The 16,120-nt window shown below is 33.7% G+C and carries 14 protein-coding genes and 1 riboswitch; of the genes, 11 read left to right on the top strand and 3 right to left on the bottom strand.

Features of this window, described 5'->3' with window-relative positions:
• Positions 1 to 2: 2 nt before the first annotated feature.
• The 9 genes from HYI43_08875 to HYI43_08835 are packed head-to-tail and all read left to right on the top strand — an operon-like array spanning position 3 to position 9,642.
• The gene (locus HYI43_08875) at positions 3 to 707 is read left to right on the top strand and encodes a phosphoribosylaminoimidazolesuccinocarboxamide synthase (GenBank protein UDI78659.1); all 705 of its coding nucleotides are present in this window, start codon (positions 3 to 5) and stop codon (positions 705 to 707) included.
• A complete protein-coding gene (gene purS, locus HYI43_08870; GenBank protein ID UDI78658.1) occupies positions 707 to 967 on the top strand; it encodes a phosphoribosylformylglycinamidine synthase subunit PurS in 261 nt (86 codons plus the stop codon). The genes HYI43_08875 and purS overlap by 1 nt, the downstream gene beginning before the upstream one ends.
• A gap of 1 nt (position 968) precedes the next feature.
• Positions 969 to 1,640, top strand: coding sequence for a phosphoribosylformylglycinamidine synthase I (gene purQ, locus HYI43_08865; protein ID UDI78657.1), 672 nt, complete (start codon positions 969 to 971; stop codon positions 1,638 to 1,640).
• Positions 1,633 to 3,822, top strand: a complete 2,190-nt coding sequence (purL, locus tag HYI43_08860) for a phosphoribosylformylglycinamidine synthase subunit PurL (protein ID UDI78656.1) — start codon at positions 1,633 to 1,635, stop codon at positions 3,820 to 3,822. Before purQ ends, purL begins: the two co-directional genes overlap by 8 nt.
• On the top strand, positions 3,801 to 5,285 hold the full coding sequence (locus HYI43_08855) for an amidophosphoribosyltransferase (protein ID UDI78655.1): 1,485 nt from the start codon (positions 3,801 to 3,803) through the stop codon (positions 5,283 to 5,285). The genes purL and HYI43_08855 overlap by 22 nt, the downstream gene beginning before the upstream one ends.
• On the top strand, positions 5,278 to 6,309 hold the full coding sequence (locus HYI43_08850) for a phosphoribosylformylglycinamidine cyclo-ligase (GenBank protein UDI78654.1): 1,032 nt from the start codon (positions 5,278 to 5,280) through the stop codon (positions 6,307 to 6,309). The genes HYI43_08855 and HYI43_08850 overlap by 8 nt, the downstream gene beginning before the upstream one ends.
• The gene (gene purN, locus HYI43_08845) at positions 6,309 to 6,875 is read left to right on the top strand and encodes a phosphoribosylglycinamide formyltransferase (GenBank protein ID UDI78653.1); all 567 of its coding nucleotides are present in this window, start codon (positions 6,309 to 6,311) and stop codon (positions 6,873 to 6,875) included. The genes HYI43_08850 and purN overlap by 1 nt, the downstream gene beginning before the upstream one ends.
• A 15-nt stretch (positions 6,876 to 6,890) precedes the next feature.
• Positions 6,891 to 8,369 carry a bifunctional phosphoribosylaminoimidazolecarboxamide formyltransferase/IMP cyclohydrolase gene (purH, locus tag HYI43_08840; protein UDI78652.1) on the top strand — a complete coding sequence of 493 codons (1,479 nt, stop codon included), beginning with the start codon at positions 6,891 to 6,893 and terminating at the stop codon, positions 8,367 to 8,369.
• A gap of 34 nt (positions 8,370 to 8,403) precedes the next feature.
• Entirely contained in the window at positions 8,404 to 9,642 is a 1,239-nt protein-coding gene (locus HYI43_08835) for a phosphoribosylamine--glycine ligase (GenBank protein ID UDI78651.1), read from the top strand.
• A 48-nt stretch (positions 9,643 to 9,690) separates the two neighbouring features.
• Here the strand turns inward: HYI43_08835 and HYI43_08830 are convergent, their stop codons facing one another.
• The 3 genes from HYI43_08830 to HYI43_08820 are packed head-to-tail and all read right to left on the bottom strand — an operon-like array spanning position 9,691 to position 12,484.
• Complete coding sequence (locus HYI43_08830) at positions 9,691 to 10,500, bottom strand: energy-coupling factor transporter transmembrane protein EcfT (GenBank protein UDI78650.1); 810 nt, start codon at positions 10,498 to 10,500, stop codon at positions 9,691 to 9,693.
• Positions 10,493 to 11,896, bottom strand: a complete 1,404-nt coding sequence (locus tag HYI43_08825) for an ABC transporter ATP-binding protein (GenBank protein UDI78649.1) — start codon at positions 11,894 to 11,896, stop codon at positions 10,493 to 10,495. The genes HYI43_08830 and HYI43_08825 overlap by 8 nt, the downstream gene beginning before the upstream one ends.
• Before the next feature lie 12 nt (positions 11,897 to 11,908).
• Positions 11,909 to 12,484 (bottom strand): ECF transporter S component, encoded by a 576-nt coding sequence (locus HYI43_08820; protein ID UDI78648.1) that lies wholly within the window; start codon positions 12,482 to 12,484, stop codon positions 11,909 to 11,911.
• Between the two features lie 85 nt (positions 12,485 to 12,569).
• A riboswitch (TPP riboswitch) is annotated at positions 12,570 to 12,669 on the bottom strand.
• A 579-nt stretch (positions 12,670 to 13,248) separates the two neighbouring features.
• On the opposite strand from HYI43_08820, the gene HYI43_08815 reads away from it, so the two are divergent.
• Entirely contained in the window at positions 13,249 to 14,544 is a 1,296-nt protein-coding gene (locus HYI43_08815; protein UDI78647.1) for a hypothetical protein, read from the top strand.
• Positions 14,545 to 14,917: 373 nt separating this feature from the next.
• Complete coding sequence (locus HYI43_08810) at positions 14,918 to 16,090, top strand: class I SAM-dependent rRNA methyltransferase (GenBank protein UDI78646.1); 1,173 nt, start codon at positions 14,918 to 14,920, stop codon at positions 16,088 to 16,090.
• Positions 16,091 to 16,120: the final 30 nt, after the last annotated feature.

Genomic DNA, 16,120 nt, shown 5'->3' with positions numbered 1-16,120 from the left:
TCATGTCTCTATTATATGAAGGGAAAGCTAAGAGAATTTTCTCAACGGACAAAAACCATCAATTAAGAGTGGAATACAAAGATGAAGTGACGGCTGGTAATGGTGCTAAAAAAGATAAGATGGAAGGTAAAGGTCGTTTAAATAATCAAATCACATCTATTATATTTGAATATTTAACAAAAAATGGAATAGACAGTCATTTTATTAAACAACTGTCAGAAACAGAACAACTAGTTAAAGAGGTTAACATTATTCCTTTAGAAGTTGTAGTACGAAACATTGCAACAGGTTCTATTACAAAACGTTTAGGTTTTGAAAAAGGTTATGAATTTGAAACACCATTAGTTGAATTTTTCTATAAAAATGATGATTTAAATGATCCACTAATCACTGATGATCATATAAAACTATTAAAAATTGCGAATGATGATGAAATTGAAATATTGAAAACAATGGCAAAAGATATTAACAAAGTGTTAGTTCAACTTATGGATGAAATGGATTTAAGATTAGTAGATTTTAAAGTTGAATTTGGAAAAACACAAGACGGTATAATTTTATTAGCTGATGAAATTTCTCCAGATACTTGTCGTATTTGGGATAAACATTCAGATACTAACTTTGATAAAGATGTCTATCGAAATGATACTGGTTCACTTATCGACACATATACAACATTTTTAAATAAATTGGAGGAACTTAAATAATGAAAACGATTGAACTTCACATCACATTACAACCGCAGGTATTAGATACTCAAGGACAAGCATTAAATCGAGCTGTACATGATTTAGGTTATAAACAAGTAAATGATATTCGTGTAGGTAAAGTTTTATACATGACTGTTGACGAAGCGACTGATGAAGCGGTTGATAATATCGTTACTACTTTAAGTGAGAAGTTATTCGCAAACACTGTAATTGAAGAATATAGTTATAAAATCGTTGATGAAAAGGAGAAGGCATAACATGAAATTTGCAGTTCTCGTATTTCCAGGTTCAAATTGCGATAGAGATATGTACAATGCTGCTATTAAAACAGGTGCTGAAGCAGAATATGTTGATTATCGTGAGACGTCACTCGAAGGTTTTGATGGTGTCTTAATCCCAGGTGGGTTCTCATTCGGAGATTACTTGCGTTCTGGTGCAATGGCAAGTGTAGCGCCAGTAATCAATGAAGTTAAACGTTTAGCTAGTGAAGGAAAGCCAGTTTTAGGTGTATGTAATGGCTTCCAAATCTTAACAGAAATTGGTTTATTACCAGGTGCATTACTTCATAATGATTCACATTTATTTATTAGTCGAAATGAAAATCTAAAAATTGCCAATAATCAAACTCCTTTTACGAAATTATATGGCGAAAATGAAATTGTTGTTTATCCAGTAGCCCATGGTGAAGGTCATTATTACTGTACAAATGAAATATATGAGAAATTAGTAGAAAATAATCAAATCATCTTAACTTATGAAGATAACCCAAATGGTTCGCATGAAAATATCGCTGGAATTGTGAATAAAGAGGGCAATGTTTGCGGAATGATGCCTCACCCTGAACGTGCACTTGAAACCATTCTTGGCACTGATAGTGGCGTTAAATTATTCGAAGCAATGGTAAATAGTTGGAGGGAACAAAATGTCTAAGTTTATCGAACCTAGTATTGAAGAAATTAAGCTTGAAAAATTATATCAAGATATGGGCTTAAGTGATGCAGAATATAACAAAGTGTGTGACATATTAGGGAGAGAACCTAACTTTACAGAAGTAGGCATTTTCTCAGTTATGTGGAGTGAACATTGTTCTTATAAGCACTCTAAACCATTCTTGAAACAATTTCCAACAACAGGAGAACATGTTTTAATGGGGCCTGGTGAAGGTGCAGGTGTCGTAAATATTGGAGATAACCAAGCTGTTGTGTTCAAAGTTGAATCACATAACCACCCATCTGCTATTGAACCATACCAAGGTGCTGCAACAGGTGTAGGTGGCATTATTAGAGATATCGTATCAATTGGAGCTAGACCCATTAATTTATTAAATAGCTTACGTTTCGGTGAATTATCAGTGAAACAAAACCAACGTTTACTTAAAGGTGTTGTTCGCGGTATTGGTGGTTATGGAAATTGTATCGGTATTCCAACAACTGCTGGAGAAATAGAATTTGATGATCGTTACGATGGAAACCCATTAGTGAATGCAATGTGTGTCGGTGTGATTGATCATGACATGATTCAAAAAGGGACTGCGAAAGGTGAAGGTAACTCAGTCATTTATGTAGGGTTAAAAACAGGTCGTGATGGTATTCATGGTGCTACTTTTGCATCTGAAGAATTGACTGAAGAAAGTGAAAGTAAACGTCCATCTGTTCAAATTGGCGACCCATTTGTAGGTAAAAAACTTATGGAAGCAACATTAGAAGCAATTACATTTGATGAATTAGTGGGCATTCAAGATATGGGTGCTGCAGGCTTAACGTCTTCTTCATCAGAAATGGCAGCTAAAGGTGGCAGCGGATTGGAATTGTATTTAGATCAAGTGCCGACTCGTGAACCAGGTATTTCACCTTACGAAATGATGCTTTCTGAAACACAAGAAAGAATGTTATTAGTAGTTGAAAAAGGAACTGAACAAAAGTTTTTAGATTTATTTGAAAAACACGAATTAGATAGTGCAGTAATTGGTAAAGTGACAAATACAGATCGTTTCGTACTTAAATATGAAGATGAAATATTCGCAGATATCCCTGTGCAATCTCTTGCGGATGAAGCACCGGTTTATGTGTTAGAAGGCGAAGAAAAAGAATATAATACTTCAAAAAATGATTATAGTTCACTTGATGTGCAAGATACCTTTAATAAACTACTAACGCATCCAACGATTGCATCAAAACATTATTTATATGAACAATATGATCAACAAGTCGGTGCTAATACGATCATCAAACCAGGTTTACAATCTTCAGTGGTTCGTGTTGAAGGGACAAATAAAGCAGTAGCTTCTACAATTGATGGCGAAGCACGTTATGTATTTAACCAACCTTATGAAGGTGGGAAAATGGTTGTAGCAGAAGCATATCGTAATTTAATCGCTGTTGGGGCAACACCACTAGCTATGACAGATTGCTTAAACTATGGCTCTCCTGAAAAGAAAGAAATCTATCAACAACTAATTGATTCTACAAAAGGAATGTCAGAAGCGTGTGAAATACTTAAAACACCTGTAGTATCAGGTAACGTGTCACTTTACAACGAAACACGTGGTACATCTATCTTCCCAACACCAGTGGTTGGAATGGTAGGATTAATCGAAGACATTGACTACCTCAATGATTTCCATCCTGAAGCGGGTCATAAATTGTATTTAGTTGGAGAAACAAGAGATGACTTTGGTGGTAGTCAAATTGAAAAATTATTGTACGGTCAAGTAAATCATGAATTTGAAGCAATTGATTTAAGTGATGAAGTTGCTAAGGGGGAAGCAGTTAAATCAGCGATTAGAAGCGGTGTTGCATCACATGTTCAAACGGTAGGTAAAGGTGGCTTGTTAATCACACTTGCTCGAATTAGTGCACATTATGGATTAGGTTTAGAAGCTAAAGTCAATCTTTCAGATGCACAACTATTTAGTGAAACACAAGGTCGTTATGTAGTTGCCGTCAAAGAAAATCAAACTTTAAATATTGAAAATGCCATTGAAATTGGTCAATTAACTGATGTTGATGAATTTAAAGTAGCAAATGATCATTCAGTCATTACTGAAAAAGTCTCAGAAATAAAAGAAAGTTGGGAAGGGGCAATCACGGAATGTTTAACGACAGTGGATTAAATGAAGAATGTGGCGTATTTGGCATTTGGAATCATTCCGAAGCAGCCCAATTAACGTATATGGGACTACACAGTTTACAACATCGTGGTCAAGAAGGTGCAGGTATTGTAGTTTCAAATGGTGAGACGCTGAAAGGTGAACGTGGATTAGGCCTACTAACGGAAGCAATTAAAGAAAGACAGATGGAACAACTTAAAGAAGGACATAATGCTATTGGACATGTTCGCTATGCGACTTCTGGTAATAAGGGAATAGAAAACATTCAACCTTTCCTTTATCACTTTTATGATATGAGTGTCGCAATTTGTCATAATGGTAATTTAATAAATGCTCAAACATTACGTCAATATTTAGAAAAACATGGTGCCATTTTCCATTCATCATCCGACACTGAAGTGATTATGCATTTAATACGTAGAAGTAAGGCGCCCACTTTTGAAGAAGCATTAAAAGAAAGTTTACGACAAATTAAAGGTGGATTCACTTTTGCTATTCTTACTAAAGATGCATTATATGGAGCTGTAGATCCTAATGCGATTCGTCCACTCGTAGTTGGTAAAATGCAAGATGGCACATACATCTTGGCGAGTGAAACATGTGCGATTGATGTATTAGGTGCAGAATATGTGCAAGATATCCATGCTGGAGAATACGTTGTCATTAGCAATGAAGGTATTGAAGTTAAATCATATACGAGTCATACGAACACGGCTATATCAGCGATGGAATATATATATTTTGCGCGACCTGATTCAACCATTGCTGGTAAAAATGTTCATGCTGTTCGTAAAGCATCTGGAAAAAAATTAGCACAAGAAAGTCCAGCTAATGCAGATATGGTTATTGGTGTACCTAATTCATCATTATCAGCAGCAAGTGGGTATGCTGAAGAGAGCCACTTACCTTATGAAATGGGGTTAGTGAAGAACCAATACGTAGCACGCACATTTATTCAACCTACTCAAGAATTACGAGAACAAGGCGTTCGCGTTAAATTATCAGCAGTTAAAGATATTGTAGTTGGTAAACGTATTGTATTAGTCGATGATTCCATTGTGAGAGGGACAACAAGTAAACGTATCGTTAGAATGTTAAAAGATTCGGGTGCTAAAGAAGTACATGTACGAATAGCGTCTCCTGAATTTATGTTTCCTAGCTTTTACGGAATTGATGTTTCAACGACTGCCGAACTTATTTCTGCAAGTAAATCGCCAGAAGAAATTTGTGACTATATCGGTGCAGACTCGTTATCTTATTTAAGTGTGGATGGTTTAATTGAATCCATTGGATTAGATTACGATGCCCCATATAACGGTCTATGTGTAGAAAGTTTTACGGGTGATTATCCAGCAGGGCTTTTCGATTATGAGAGCAATTATTATAAGAACTTGAGTCAACGTCAAAAGGATTATATTGACAATCACAAACACTATTTTGATAGAGAGGGAAATATCCATGTCTAAAGCTTATGAACAATCGGGTGTTGATATTCATGCAGGGTACGAAGCAGTTGAGAGAATGTCTAGTCATATTGAACGAACAATGCGTAAGGAAGTACTAGGGGGATTAGGTGGATTTGGCGCAACATTCGATCTTTCACAGTTAAATATGAAAGCACCCGTTCTAGTATCAGGAACAGATGGTGTAGGTACTAAATTAAAGTTAGCCATTGATAATAATAAACATGACACTATCGGCATTGATGCGGTTGCGATGTGTGTAAACGATATTTTGACAACAGGTGCTGAACCTTTATATTTCTTAGATTATATAGCTACAAATAAAGTTGTGCCTGAAGTCATAGAACAAATTGTTAAAGGTGTGAGTGATGGCTGCGAGGAAACGAATACCGCGCTAATTGGTGGAGAAACAGCGGAGATGGGTGAAATGTATCATGAAGGTGAATATGATCTTGCTGGATTTGCAGTTGGTGCAGTTGAGAAAGATGAGTATATAGACGGCTCTAAGATAAAAGAAGGACAAGCTATCATCGGTTTAGCTTCAAATGGCATTCATTCAAATGGTTATAGCTTAGTACGTAAATTGATTAAAGAATCAGGTATTCATTTAAGTGATGCGTTTGATGGAAGTACATATCTTGATACGTTTTTAGCACCAACGCAATTATATGTTAAACCTATTCTCACTTTGAAAAAGTCTGTCCAAATCAAAGGGATGAATCATATCACTGGTGGTGGTTTCTACGAGAATATTCCACGAGGTTTACCAGAAGGTTTAGCAGCAAAAATTGATACACGAGCTTTTCCAACGCCTAAAGTATTTGATTGGTTACAACAACAAGCGAATATCGAAACAAAAGAAATGTACAATGTCTTTAATATGGGCATAGGTTTCACAGTCATCGTAGATAAAGCTGATGTTTCACAAACGATTGATATCCTTAAACAAGAAGGTATATCAGCCTATGAAATTGGTGAAGTTATTGAAGATAACGACACATCTATTCACCTTGAGGGGGTAGAATAGTGACTAAAATAGCCATCTTTGCATCTGGATCTGGTAGTAATTTCGAAAATATTGTAATACGCGCAGATAAAGGGGAGCTTAACAATATTGAAATTACGTCATTATACACTGATCATCATGATGCATATTGTGTTGAACGTGCCAAACAATTAAAAGTAGCAGTCAATATAAATGAACCAAATGATTTTTCTTCTAAAGCAGAATATGAACAACATTTAATTGAACTATTGAAGCGGGAAGAAGTTGAGTGGATAGTTCTTGCTGGTTACATGAGATTGATAGGACCAGATTTATTAGGCGCTTACGAAGGTAAAATATTAAATATTCATCCATCATTATTACCGAAATATAAGGGGAAAGATGCTATTGGACAAGCATTTAGCAGTGGTGATAATGTTACTGGTTCAACGGTTCATTTTGTTGATAGCGGTATGGATACGGGAGAAATTATTGAACAAAGACAATGTGATATTAAATCGAACGATACCAAAGAAGATTTGGAAGAACGTGTTAAACAATTAGAATATGAACTTTACCCAAGTGTTATAGCTAAAGTTATTAAATAAGGAGTTAAGTAAATCATGAAAAAAGCAATTTTAAGTGTTTCAAATAAAAGTGGAATTGTAGAATTTGCTAAAGCATTAAGCGACTTAGATTATGAATTATATTCAACTGGAGGCACGAAACGTGCGCTTGAAGAAGCTTCTGTGCCAGTAAAATCTGTTTCTGATTTAACTCAATTTCCTGAAATTATGGATGGTCGCGTAAAAACGTTACATCCTGCAGTACATGGAGGAATATTGGCGGATCGCGATAAGCCTGCTCACCTTGAACAATTAGCAGCTCAGCATATTGATTTAATCGATATGGTTGTCGTTAATTTATATCCTTTTCAAAAAACAGTGGCTAATCCAGATGTAACTGAATCTGAAGCGATTGAAAATATTGATATTGGCGGACCTACAATGTTACGTGCGGCAGCAAAGAACTTTAAACATGTGACAACAATTGTGCATCCGGCTGATTATAATGAAGTTATTGAACGTATAAAGAACGATAAATTGGACGAAGCCTTTCGTAAGGCATTAATGATTAAAGTATTTGAGCATACGAATGAATATGACCATGCGATTGTAAGCTTCTTTAAAGGGGATAGTGAACAATTAAGATATGGTGAGAATCCACAACAATCAGCACGATTTGTACGTACATCAAATAGTAAACATACTATTGCAGGCGCTAAACAATTACATGGGAAAGCTTTAAGTTTCAATAACATCAAAGATGCAGATTCAGCATTATCTTTAGTGAAAAAGTTTGAGACTCCAGCAGCAGTAGCGGTAAAACACATGAATCCTTGTGGTGTAGGTATTGGTGACAGTATAGAGGTAGCATTTAAACATGCATATGATGCAGATAATCAATCTATCTTTGGAGGCATTATTGCTTTAAACAGAACTGTGACGCCTGAATTAGCTGAAACATTACATTCTATCTTTTTAGAAGTAGTTATTGCACCTAGATTCACTGATGAAGCATTAGAAATTTTAACGAAAAAGAAAAATATCCGTTTATTAGAAATTGACATGACAATTGATAATCGTGAAGAAGAATTTGTATCAGTTTCAGGTGGATATTTAGTACAAGATAAAGATAACTATGAAGTCGCAAAAGAAGATATGAAAGTGGTCACTGAAGTAGAACCAACAGATGATCAATGGGAGGCAATGTTACTAGGTTGGAAAGTCATTCCTTCTGTAAAAAGTAATGCTGTGATTTTAAGCAACACGAAACAAACGGTAGGTATAGGTGCGGGTCAAATGAACCGTGTTGGTTCAGCTAAAATTGCGTTAGAGCGTGCAATAGAAATGAATGATAATGTGGCTTTAGTTTCAGATGGATTCTTCCCAATGGACGATACAGTTGAATTAGCCGCGCAACATGGAATTAAAGCTATCATTCAGCCAGGTGGTTCAATTAAAGACCAAGATTCAATTGATATGACGAATAAATACGGCATTGCTATGGTTACTACTGGCATGCGTCATTTTAAACATTAGATTAAAGTTATACATTACGAAAGGGGTAATCTAAATGAGAGTTCTAGTCGTAGGTGCTGGTGGACGAGAGCATGCTTTAGCAACGAAGTTAAGCCAATCACCCTTAATTGAACAATTATATGCAATACCAGGTAACGATGCCATGATCAACGTTGCAGAAGTACATACTGAGATTGCAGAGTCTGATCACGCGTCCATTTTAAACTTTGTTCAAGAAAAAAAGATTGAATGGGTAATTATAGGTCCAGAACAACCACTAATTGATGGCTTGTCTGATAAATTACGTCAGTCAGGCGTTAAAGTATTTGGTCCTAATCAAGGTACTGCTCAAATTGAAGGGTCAAAGCTATTTGCTAAAAAAATTATGCAAAAATATAATATCCCAACAGCAGAATATAAAGAAACGAGTAATAAAACAGATGCATTAAACTATGTAAAACAATGTGATTTACCAATTGTAGTTAAAAAAGATGGTTTAGCAGCTGGTAAAGGTGTCATCATTGCTGAAACACGTGAAGCTGCAATTGAAGCGGTTGAAACACTCTACACTGAAGAACATGGCGAAGTTGTCTTTGAGCAATTTTTAGAGGGTGAAGAGTTTTCTTTAATGACATTTATCAATGAAGACTACGCTGTGCCATTTGATTGCATTGCCCAAGACCATAAACGCGCTTTTGATGGTGATGAAGGACCTAATACTGGCGGGATGGGTGCGTACTGTCCTGTACCTCATATTACTGAAGACGTCTTAACACGTACGAATAAAGAAATCGCACAACCCATTGCGAAAGCGATGAAAGCAGAAGGTTATACGTACTTTGGATTGCTTTATATTGGGGCAATTTTAACATCTGAAGGACCTAAGGTGATTGAGTTTAACGCTCGCTTTGGTGATCCAGAAGCACAAGTTTTATTAAGTCGTTTGGAAAGTGATTTAATGGCTCAAATTGTTGCTTTAGATCGTAAAGAGCCTATTCGATTCCAATGGCAAGATGACTTTGTAGTTGGTGTCATGTTAGCATCTAAAGGTTACCCGGGTAATTATCATAAAGGTACTAAAGTAACAGGCTTCGAATTAAATGATCAGTTCTTCGTAAGTGGTTTACGAAAAGAGAGCGAGGACTTTGTTACTTCTGGAGGCAGAGTAATATTAGCGCTTGGAAAAGGACACACAATTGAAGCTGCACAAAAAGTGGCTTATGCAAATGTAGATAAAGTGAAAAGTGATAACTTGTTTTATCGACATGATATTGGAAATAAAGCGTTGAAATAATAAAAAAGACTTGGGTATGCTGATTAAAGCATATCCAAGTCTTTTTTATTAGCCCACTTTTCCTGAAACACGAGCGTCTGTAATGCCGGTTATTGGAAAAGTTTGAGCAAGGTAAAATGCTAAAGCCAAAATAGCTATAACACAAATGACAAAGATAATATCTTTGTAAGAAAATGGTGCTTTATAATAATACGTTCTTGGACCATCTTTAAATCCTTTCGATTCCATCGCAACAGATAGTTGATGTGCACGTCTTATATTCTGACTTAAAATAGGAATAAGTAAGTGTTTCAAACGTTTCAACCCTCTGTAGTTGGAAGCATCTATCATTTGGTAACGCATCTTTAGAGAGCGTCTTAATTGAATTAATGAAGTGAATATTAATGGTACCATTCTTATTGCAGCCATGAACGCGTATGCAATTTTAGGCTTAATCTTTAAATGTTGCATCAAACTATAAAAAATCATAACAATTTGTGATGTCAAAGCTAGCAATATACCAAACATTGACACAGTAATGGTACGAAGAGATAAATGGACACCGCGGACAATACTTTCGGTACTAATTTGAATGATTCCCCATTTGAAAAGCATGTGCGTACCATCTCCATATAAAATCATAAATAGAGAAGATAGCAATGCGAAAAATACAGTCGCAAGAATAAAAGTACCAGTAATTTTAAATTCCGTACCATTAAATGCCATTAAGAAAATGAACATTAAAATTGTGATATAAATCATATAATCAAAGTTATGAACAAATATAATGAAAAAGAATAAAGCTATACCTAATAGTAATTTAGTAATAATATTTACATCATCAACAAAAGTATAATGTTTTTTCCAGCGTTCAAACATTTGGGACACCTTCCTCTTCAACAAGTTGTTGATTTTCAACTTTTAAGCGTCGAGTTGGATAGCGACGAATAATTTCAGGGTCATGTGTTACCATAACTATTGTTTGACCATTAGCCACACGTTCTTGGAATAATTCAATCAATTGAAATGTATTATGACTATCAAGCCCGAATGTTGGCTCATCAAGTAAAATAATGTCTGCTTTAGAACTTAATGCTGTAGCTACACTTAATCGACGCTTTTGCCCCATAGATATTTCAAAAGGATGTTGATTTTTAACATTTTCTAAATGCAACAATTTTAAAAGATGCATGGTTTCTTCTTTAGCTTTTGCTGGTTCTTGGTGATTATAGTGAATATAAACTTCATCATAGACACTATTAGTAATAAATTGTAATTCTGGATTTTGATAGACCAGATACATGTTCTGAGCGGCTTCTTTAATCTTTTTCAATATATTACCTTTATAAGACATTTGACCTTGATATTTAATTAACTGCATCATCGATTCAAGTAATGTTGTTTTACCACTGCCATTTTTTCCAGTAATTGTAATCCACTCACCTGCATGAATAGATAATTCAGGTATTTTAAATAGCGTTTTTTTACTTCTAAATAACTGACCGTTAGAGTAATTGAAAAGAGGGTTATTTAAATCTGATTGAAATGAAGTAGGTTGAGGAGCATGATCCCAAGCATGAGGATGCCACACACCATATTCAGTTAATAAATCTTCACAATGTCTTAAGATATAATCAGGTGTATTATCAGCGATAATTTGCCCTTCATAGTTCATTAAAATAACACGATCTACATGCTCCCAAATATGTTCAACTTTATGTTCAACAATCAATACTGTTTGGTCCTTCCACAAACCGATTAATCGTTGCCATAAATCAGCAGTTGCATCAACGTCTAGCATAGCAGTAGGTTCATCTAAAAATAGAGTGTTAGCTTCTTGTAAAATTGTTTCCACAATTGCTAATTTTTGTTTCATACCACCACTTAGGTGATTGACAAATGTATTATCAGTAACATTTAAATTGACAGAAGCTAATGCTTTTTCGATTTGAGCATCCATTTCATTTCGTGGTACATTTTTATTTTCTAAAACAAATGCCAGTTCTTCATATACCTTTGGCATACAAAATTGTGTATCAGGATCTTGAAAGATAACACCAGATTGAGTATCTATTTCTAATTCATCATATTTCATTGGAAGTTCAATCAAGTTAGGAACGATACCACTCAATACATTAAGTAAGGTGCTTTTACCAGACCCAGACGGGCCTAGCAAAAGCACTTTTTCTTTATCTTTTATTTCAATATTTAAATTATCAAAAATTTTGCGCTCACCATTTGGATACTTAAGGCGTAAATTTTTAGCTTTTAACACAATAATTTCCCCTTATAGATTGTCGTAATCTTTTTGTGAAGCAGGGCGGAATAACTTAGTTACACCGGTTTGATCAAGTGCTTTAACAATTAAATAAGAAAGCACACCTGCAATAACAATACCGCTAATAGAACGGAAAATGATAAATAAAAGTAAGTTCCAGCCTGCTACTTCGGCTAAATAACCATAGTAATAATCAACTGGGAATGAGATTAAAGCAGTTGCTAATCCAGCTAAAACTGCAACCATTAATGATCTTGATTTATATTTAAAAATAGCGAAAATGATTTCACATGCTAAACCTTGTAAAATGGCATATATAATTGTTGGTATATCAAATTTCCCCATTACAATTGTTTCACCAGCACCAGCAGCAAATTCAGCTATTAGGGCAATACCTGGTTTAGGAATAATTAAGTAGGCTACAATAGCTGCCATAAACCAGACACCATAAGTTAATTGTTCGATGTGAACACCAGCTACTTGAGCAACATTGTAGGCAAACCACCATAAGTTATAAATAATTGCAAATACGACTGCTATCAGAACGGTTACTAATATTTCTGAAAGCTTTAAACCTTTAGACATAACATTTCCTCCTAAAAAAACGCACAACCATTCCGTAGAAAGTTGTGCGTTATAAATAACAAAATTATGTAATCGTTAATAATTATTTATTTAGGCGACACTTTCCTACGCTAGTTTTAACTAGTTCAGGTTCAAAGGGTTTGAGGATACTCCTCATCTCAGTATACACACCCCTAGTGCGTTTATTATTTGATTTAATTTTAATGTATGACTTTTGAGAATTGTTGTCAAGGTAATTTCAATTATTTTGAGAGATTACTATGCAATATGTTTAGACTAACATTTATAAAATAAAAAAAGGGTAGGACAGAATTCTTATCGAATTTGTCATAACACCAACTTACTCTGATTGCAGAATTTCTAAGTGGAATTATCTATGCTAAACATTCATCTAATCACGTGGACATAACTAAAGCTGAGAAAAGCTTAGTTTAAGCTCTTTCTCAGCTTTACATTGTGTCCTTATAAATATAAATTTGTTCCAGACAAAATATGAATCTTTAAATTAATCTAAAGTGTCTTGAACGTCTTTTTTAGTTTGTTCAATATCATCAGTTTTTTCTTCTTTTTGATCTTTTTCAGCTGCTGATTTTTTAGCATCTTCATTTGTCATAATAAAAACACTCCTCGTAAGATTATTTAATACATTTTTAGTTTACCCATTAAAAAGTTGGATAAACTTAAATAGGTCTCAAGATGTATTTTATTGTTAAATAAAGACAAGATTAACATCTTCATATATAATGAATTTTGAGGTGAACAGTATGTCTTTTCTTAAGAAACACACCGAGATAATTTATAGTTATCTTATCGGTATCGTTTCACTCTTCACGGGTCTCATTATCCTTATTAATTTACCCTTAATTGATAAATTGAAGGATAAAGATAAAGTTGAATTAAGAATTCACAATCTATGGGACTTCCTTAATGCATTTTTCAGCGAAATTATTAGAGTGATGAGTAGATTCATAGGCAACTTTCCTATTATTAGTGCAGTCATCATTATTTTATTTGGTATTCTAGTTATATGTATTGGTTATACATTGTATAGAACTACGAAATATGATTACGACATCTCAATCTTCTTTTTAATTATCGGAATTTTATACTTCCTTATAACTATTACCTTAATGACGCAAGTATATGGATTTTGGGCGGTAATATTTATTATTCCATTCGTAATACATACAGGTTACATCGTTTATAAAGATGAACTTTATGTAGAAAACAGAAAAAATCACTACTTATGGATTATTATTTCATATGGAATATGTTACTTAATTACTCAAATTTCTTTATACGGTAAAATTGATGCAAATGAAATCGCACCAATTGATATTTTAAGTGTAAACACATTCTTTTTAATAATGTGGTTATTAGCCCAAGCTTCAATATGGAACTTCTTGTTCTTAAGAAGAGCATTACCATTAACAAAAGAAGAACTTGGTGAAGAAGAACCGGAATTATCAAGAACGAGCAAAGGAAATGTTTCGAATCAGTCAAAAGTCCATTTTAAACAGCTACAAGATAAAACATCAGAATATGCACGTAAGACGAGAAGAAGTGTTGATTTAGATAAAATTAGATCTAAACGCGATAAATTTAAAAACAAATTCAAAAACGTAATAAATATTGAAGAAGATGATATTCCAAATTGGATGAGAAAACCAAAATGGATAAAAACGGCCTATGTAGAAATTTTCTGTGGTTTTATTTTATTCTTATTTACTTTTATTGAATTTAATAACAGAAATTCTTTATTTGTTTCAGGTGAGTGGGAGTTATCTCAAACACAATATGTTATTGAGTGGATAACATTATTACTACTAATGTTTATCATCATTACTTATATTGCAACTACATTCACTCATTTCTTAAGAGGTAAGTTTTATTACTTACAACTCTTTATGATAAGTATTTTATTCTTTAAATTGTTAACTGAATTTGTCAATATCATGATTCATGGTCTGTTATTGTCAATATTTATAACGCCAACATTAATATTAATGTTGATAGCAGTTATCATCGCATTCACGTTACAATTAAGAGAACGTCCTTAGATTAGTCATAAATCGTGAGGATGTCATAGTGAATTAATTTATTAGCCTTAAACTAAAAAACTAGCACGAAATTTTGGTTTGCGAATATGAATTAATTTCTCTCTGAAATAAAATAAATTAAATAAGCTACTTTGCAAATTCGCAGTAGCTGACTGAACTGAGACGACACTTAAATTAAGCTTGTCTCAGATTTAGTCATTCTTGCGGGGCTAGGACAACGAGTTCGAGATGAATTCTGTCCTAGCTCCGTTTTATTTATATTGTAATTCTGTAATGAACTTTTTAAATTTGTTAGAATGAACAAGAACATACTGTGGAAAACGATTTTCAAAAGAAGAAAAATTAATATGATTTAAATAGGAGAGTCTAAAGAATGAAAATTGCAACTTTAAATAAGGGTAAAGAAACAAAGTATTTAAATCAATATCCTCTAGTGGATGAAGAAGACATTTATAATCATGATCATTTAAAAGAAGGGGATTTATTCTATTTAATGAACGGTAATGATCAATATATTGCGACTGCCTATGTAGGACGTCAACATAAAGGATTAGGATGGGTATTGAGCTATGATCAAAATGAAGTCATCAATACGCAATACTTTGAAAGTTTATTCAAACAAGCATTAGAAGAACGTGAATATTATTATCATATTGAAGGAACAAATGCGTTTAGACTGTTTAATGCTGAAGGTGATGGTGTAGGTGGTTTAACAATTGATAATTATGATGGTCACTTACTAATTCAATGGTATTCAAAAGGTATTTATAAATTTAGATATAATGTTATTGAGGCAATTCAAAAGATATTTAACTTTAAATCCATTTATGAAAAAATGCGCTTTAAAGATGCTGAATATACAGGTGGTCATGTATTGGGAGAAAGTCCAGAATTTCCGATTGTTATTGAAGAGAATTTCACTTTTTATAATGTTGATTTAAATGATGGCTTAATGACAGGTATTTTTCTAGATCAAAAAGAAGTACGTAAGAAATTGAGAGATCATTATTCTGAAGATAAACATATCTTAAATTTATTTAGTTATACGGGTGCTTTTTCAGTTGTAGCAGCTAAAAATGCTGAGAGTACAACGAGTGTTGATTTAGCTAATCGATCACGTGGATTAACAGAGGAAAATTTTGGGTTAAATGGTATTGATCCGAAGAGCCAGTATATATATGTCATGGATACATTTGACTTTTATAATTATGCAGCGCGTCATGGGAAATCATACGACACAATTGTGATTGATCCCCCAAGTTTTGCACGTAATAAGAAAAAGACATTTTCAGTGCAAAAAAATTATGATGATTTAATTAATGGTGCTTTAGAAGTGTTAGCGCCTAATGGATCACTCTTACTATGTACAAATTCAAGTGTATTTTCGCTTAAATCATTCAAAAATGTGATTAAAAAGACATTAGAAGAAGCGAATGTCGAATATGAAATTGAAGAAGTAATGGGTTTGCCAAAAGATTTTAAAACGCATCCACACTATAAACCATCTAAATATTTAAAAGCAGTATTCATAAATATTAAGCATTAAAAGAATAAAATTGGGTATAAATGATAAATG

The sequence above is a fragment of the Staphylococcus taiwanensis genome (genome assembly GCA_020544305.1).
Taxonomy (GTDB): domain Bacteria; phylum Bacillota; class Bacilli; order Staphylococcales; family Staphylococcaceae; genus Staphylococcus; species Staphylococcus taiwanensis.
The sequence above is the reverse complement of the archived record's forward strand: the minus strand, read 5'-3'. Positions and strand labels throughout refer to the sequence as shown.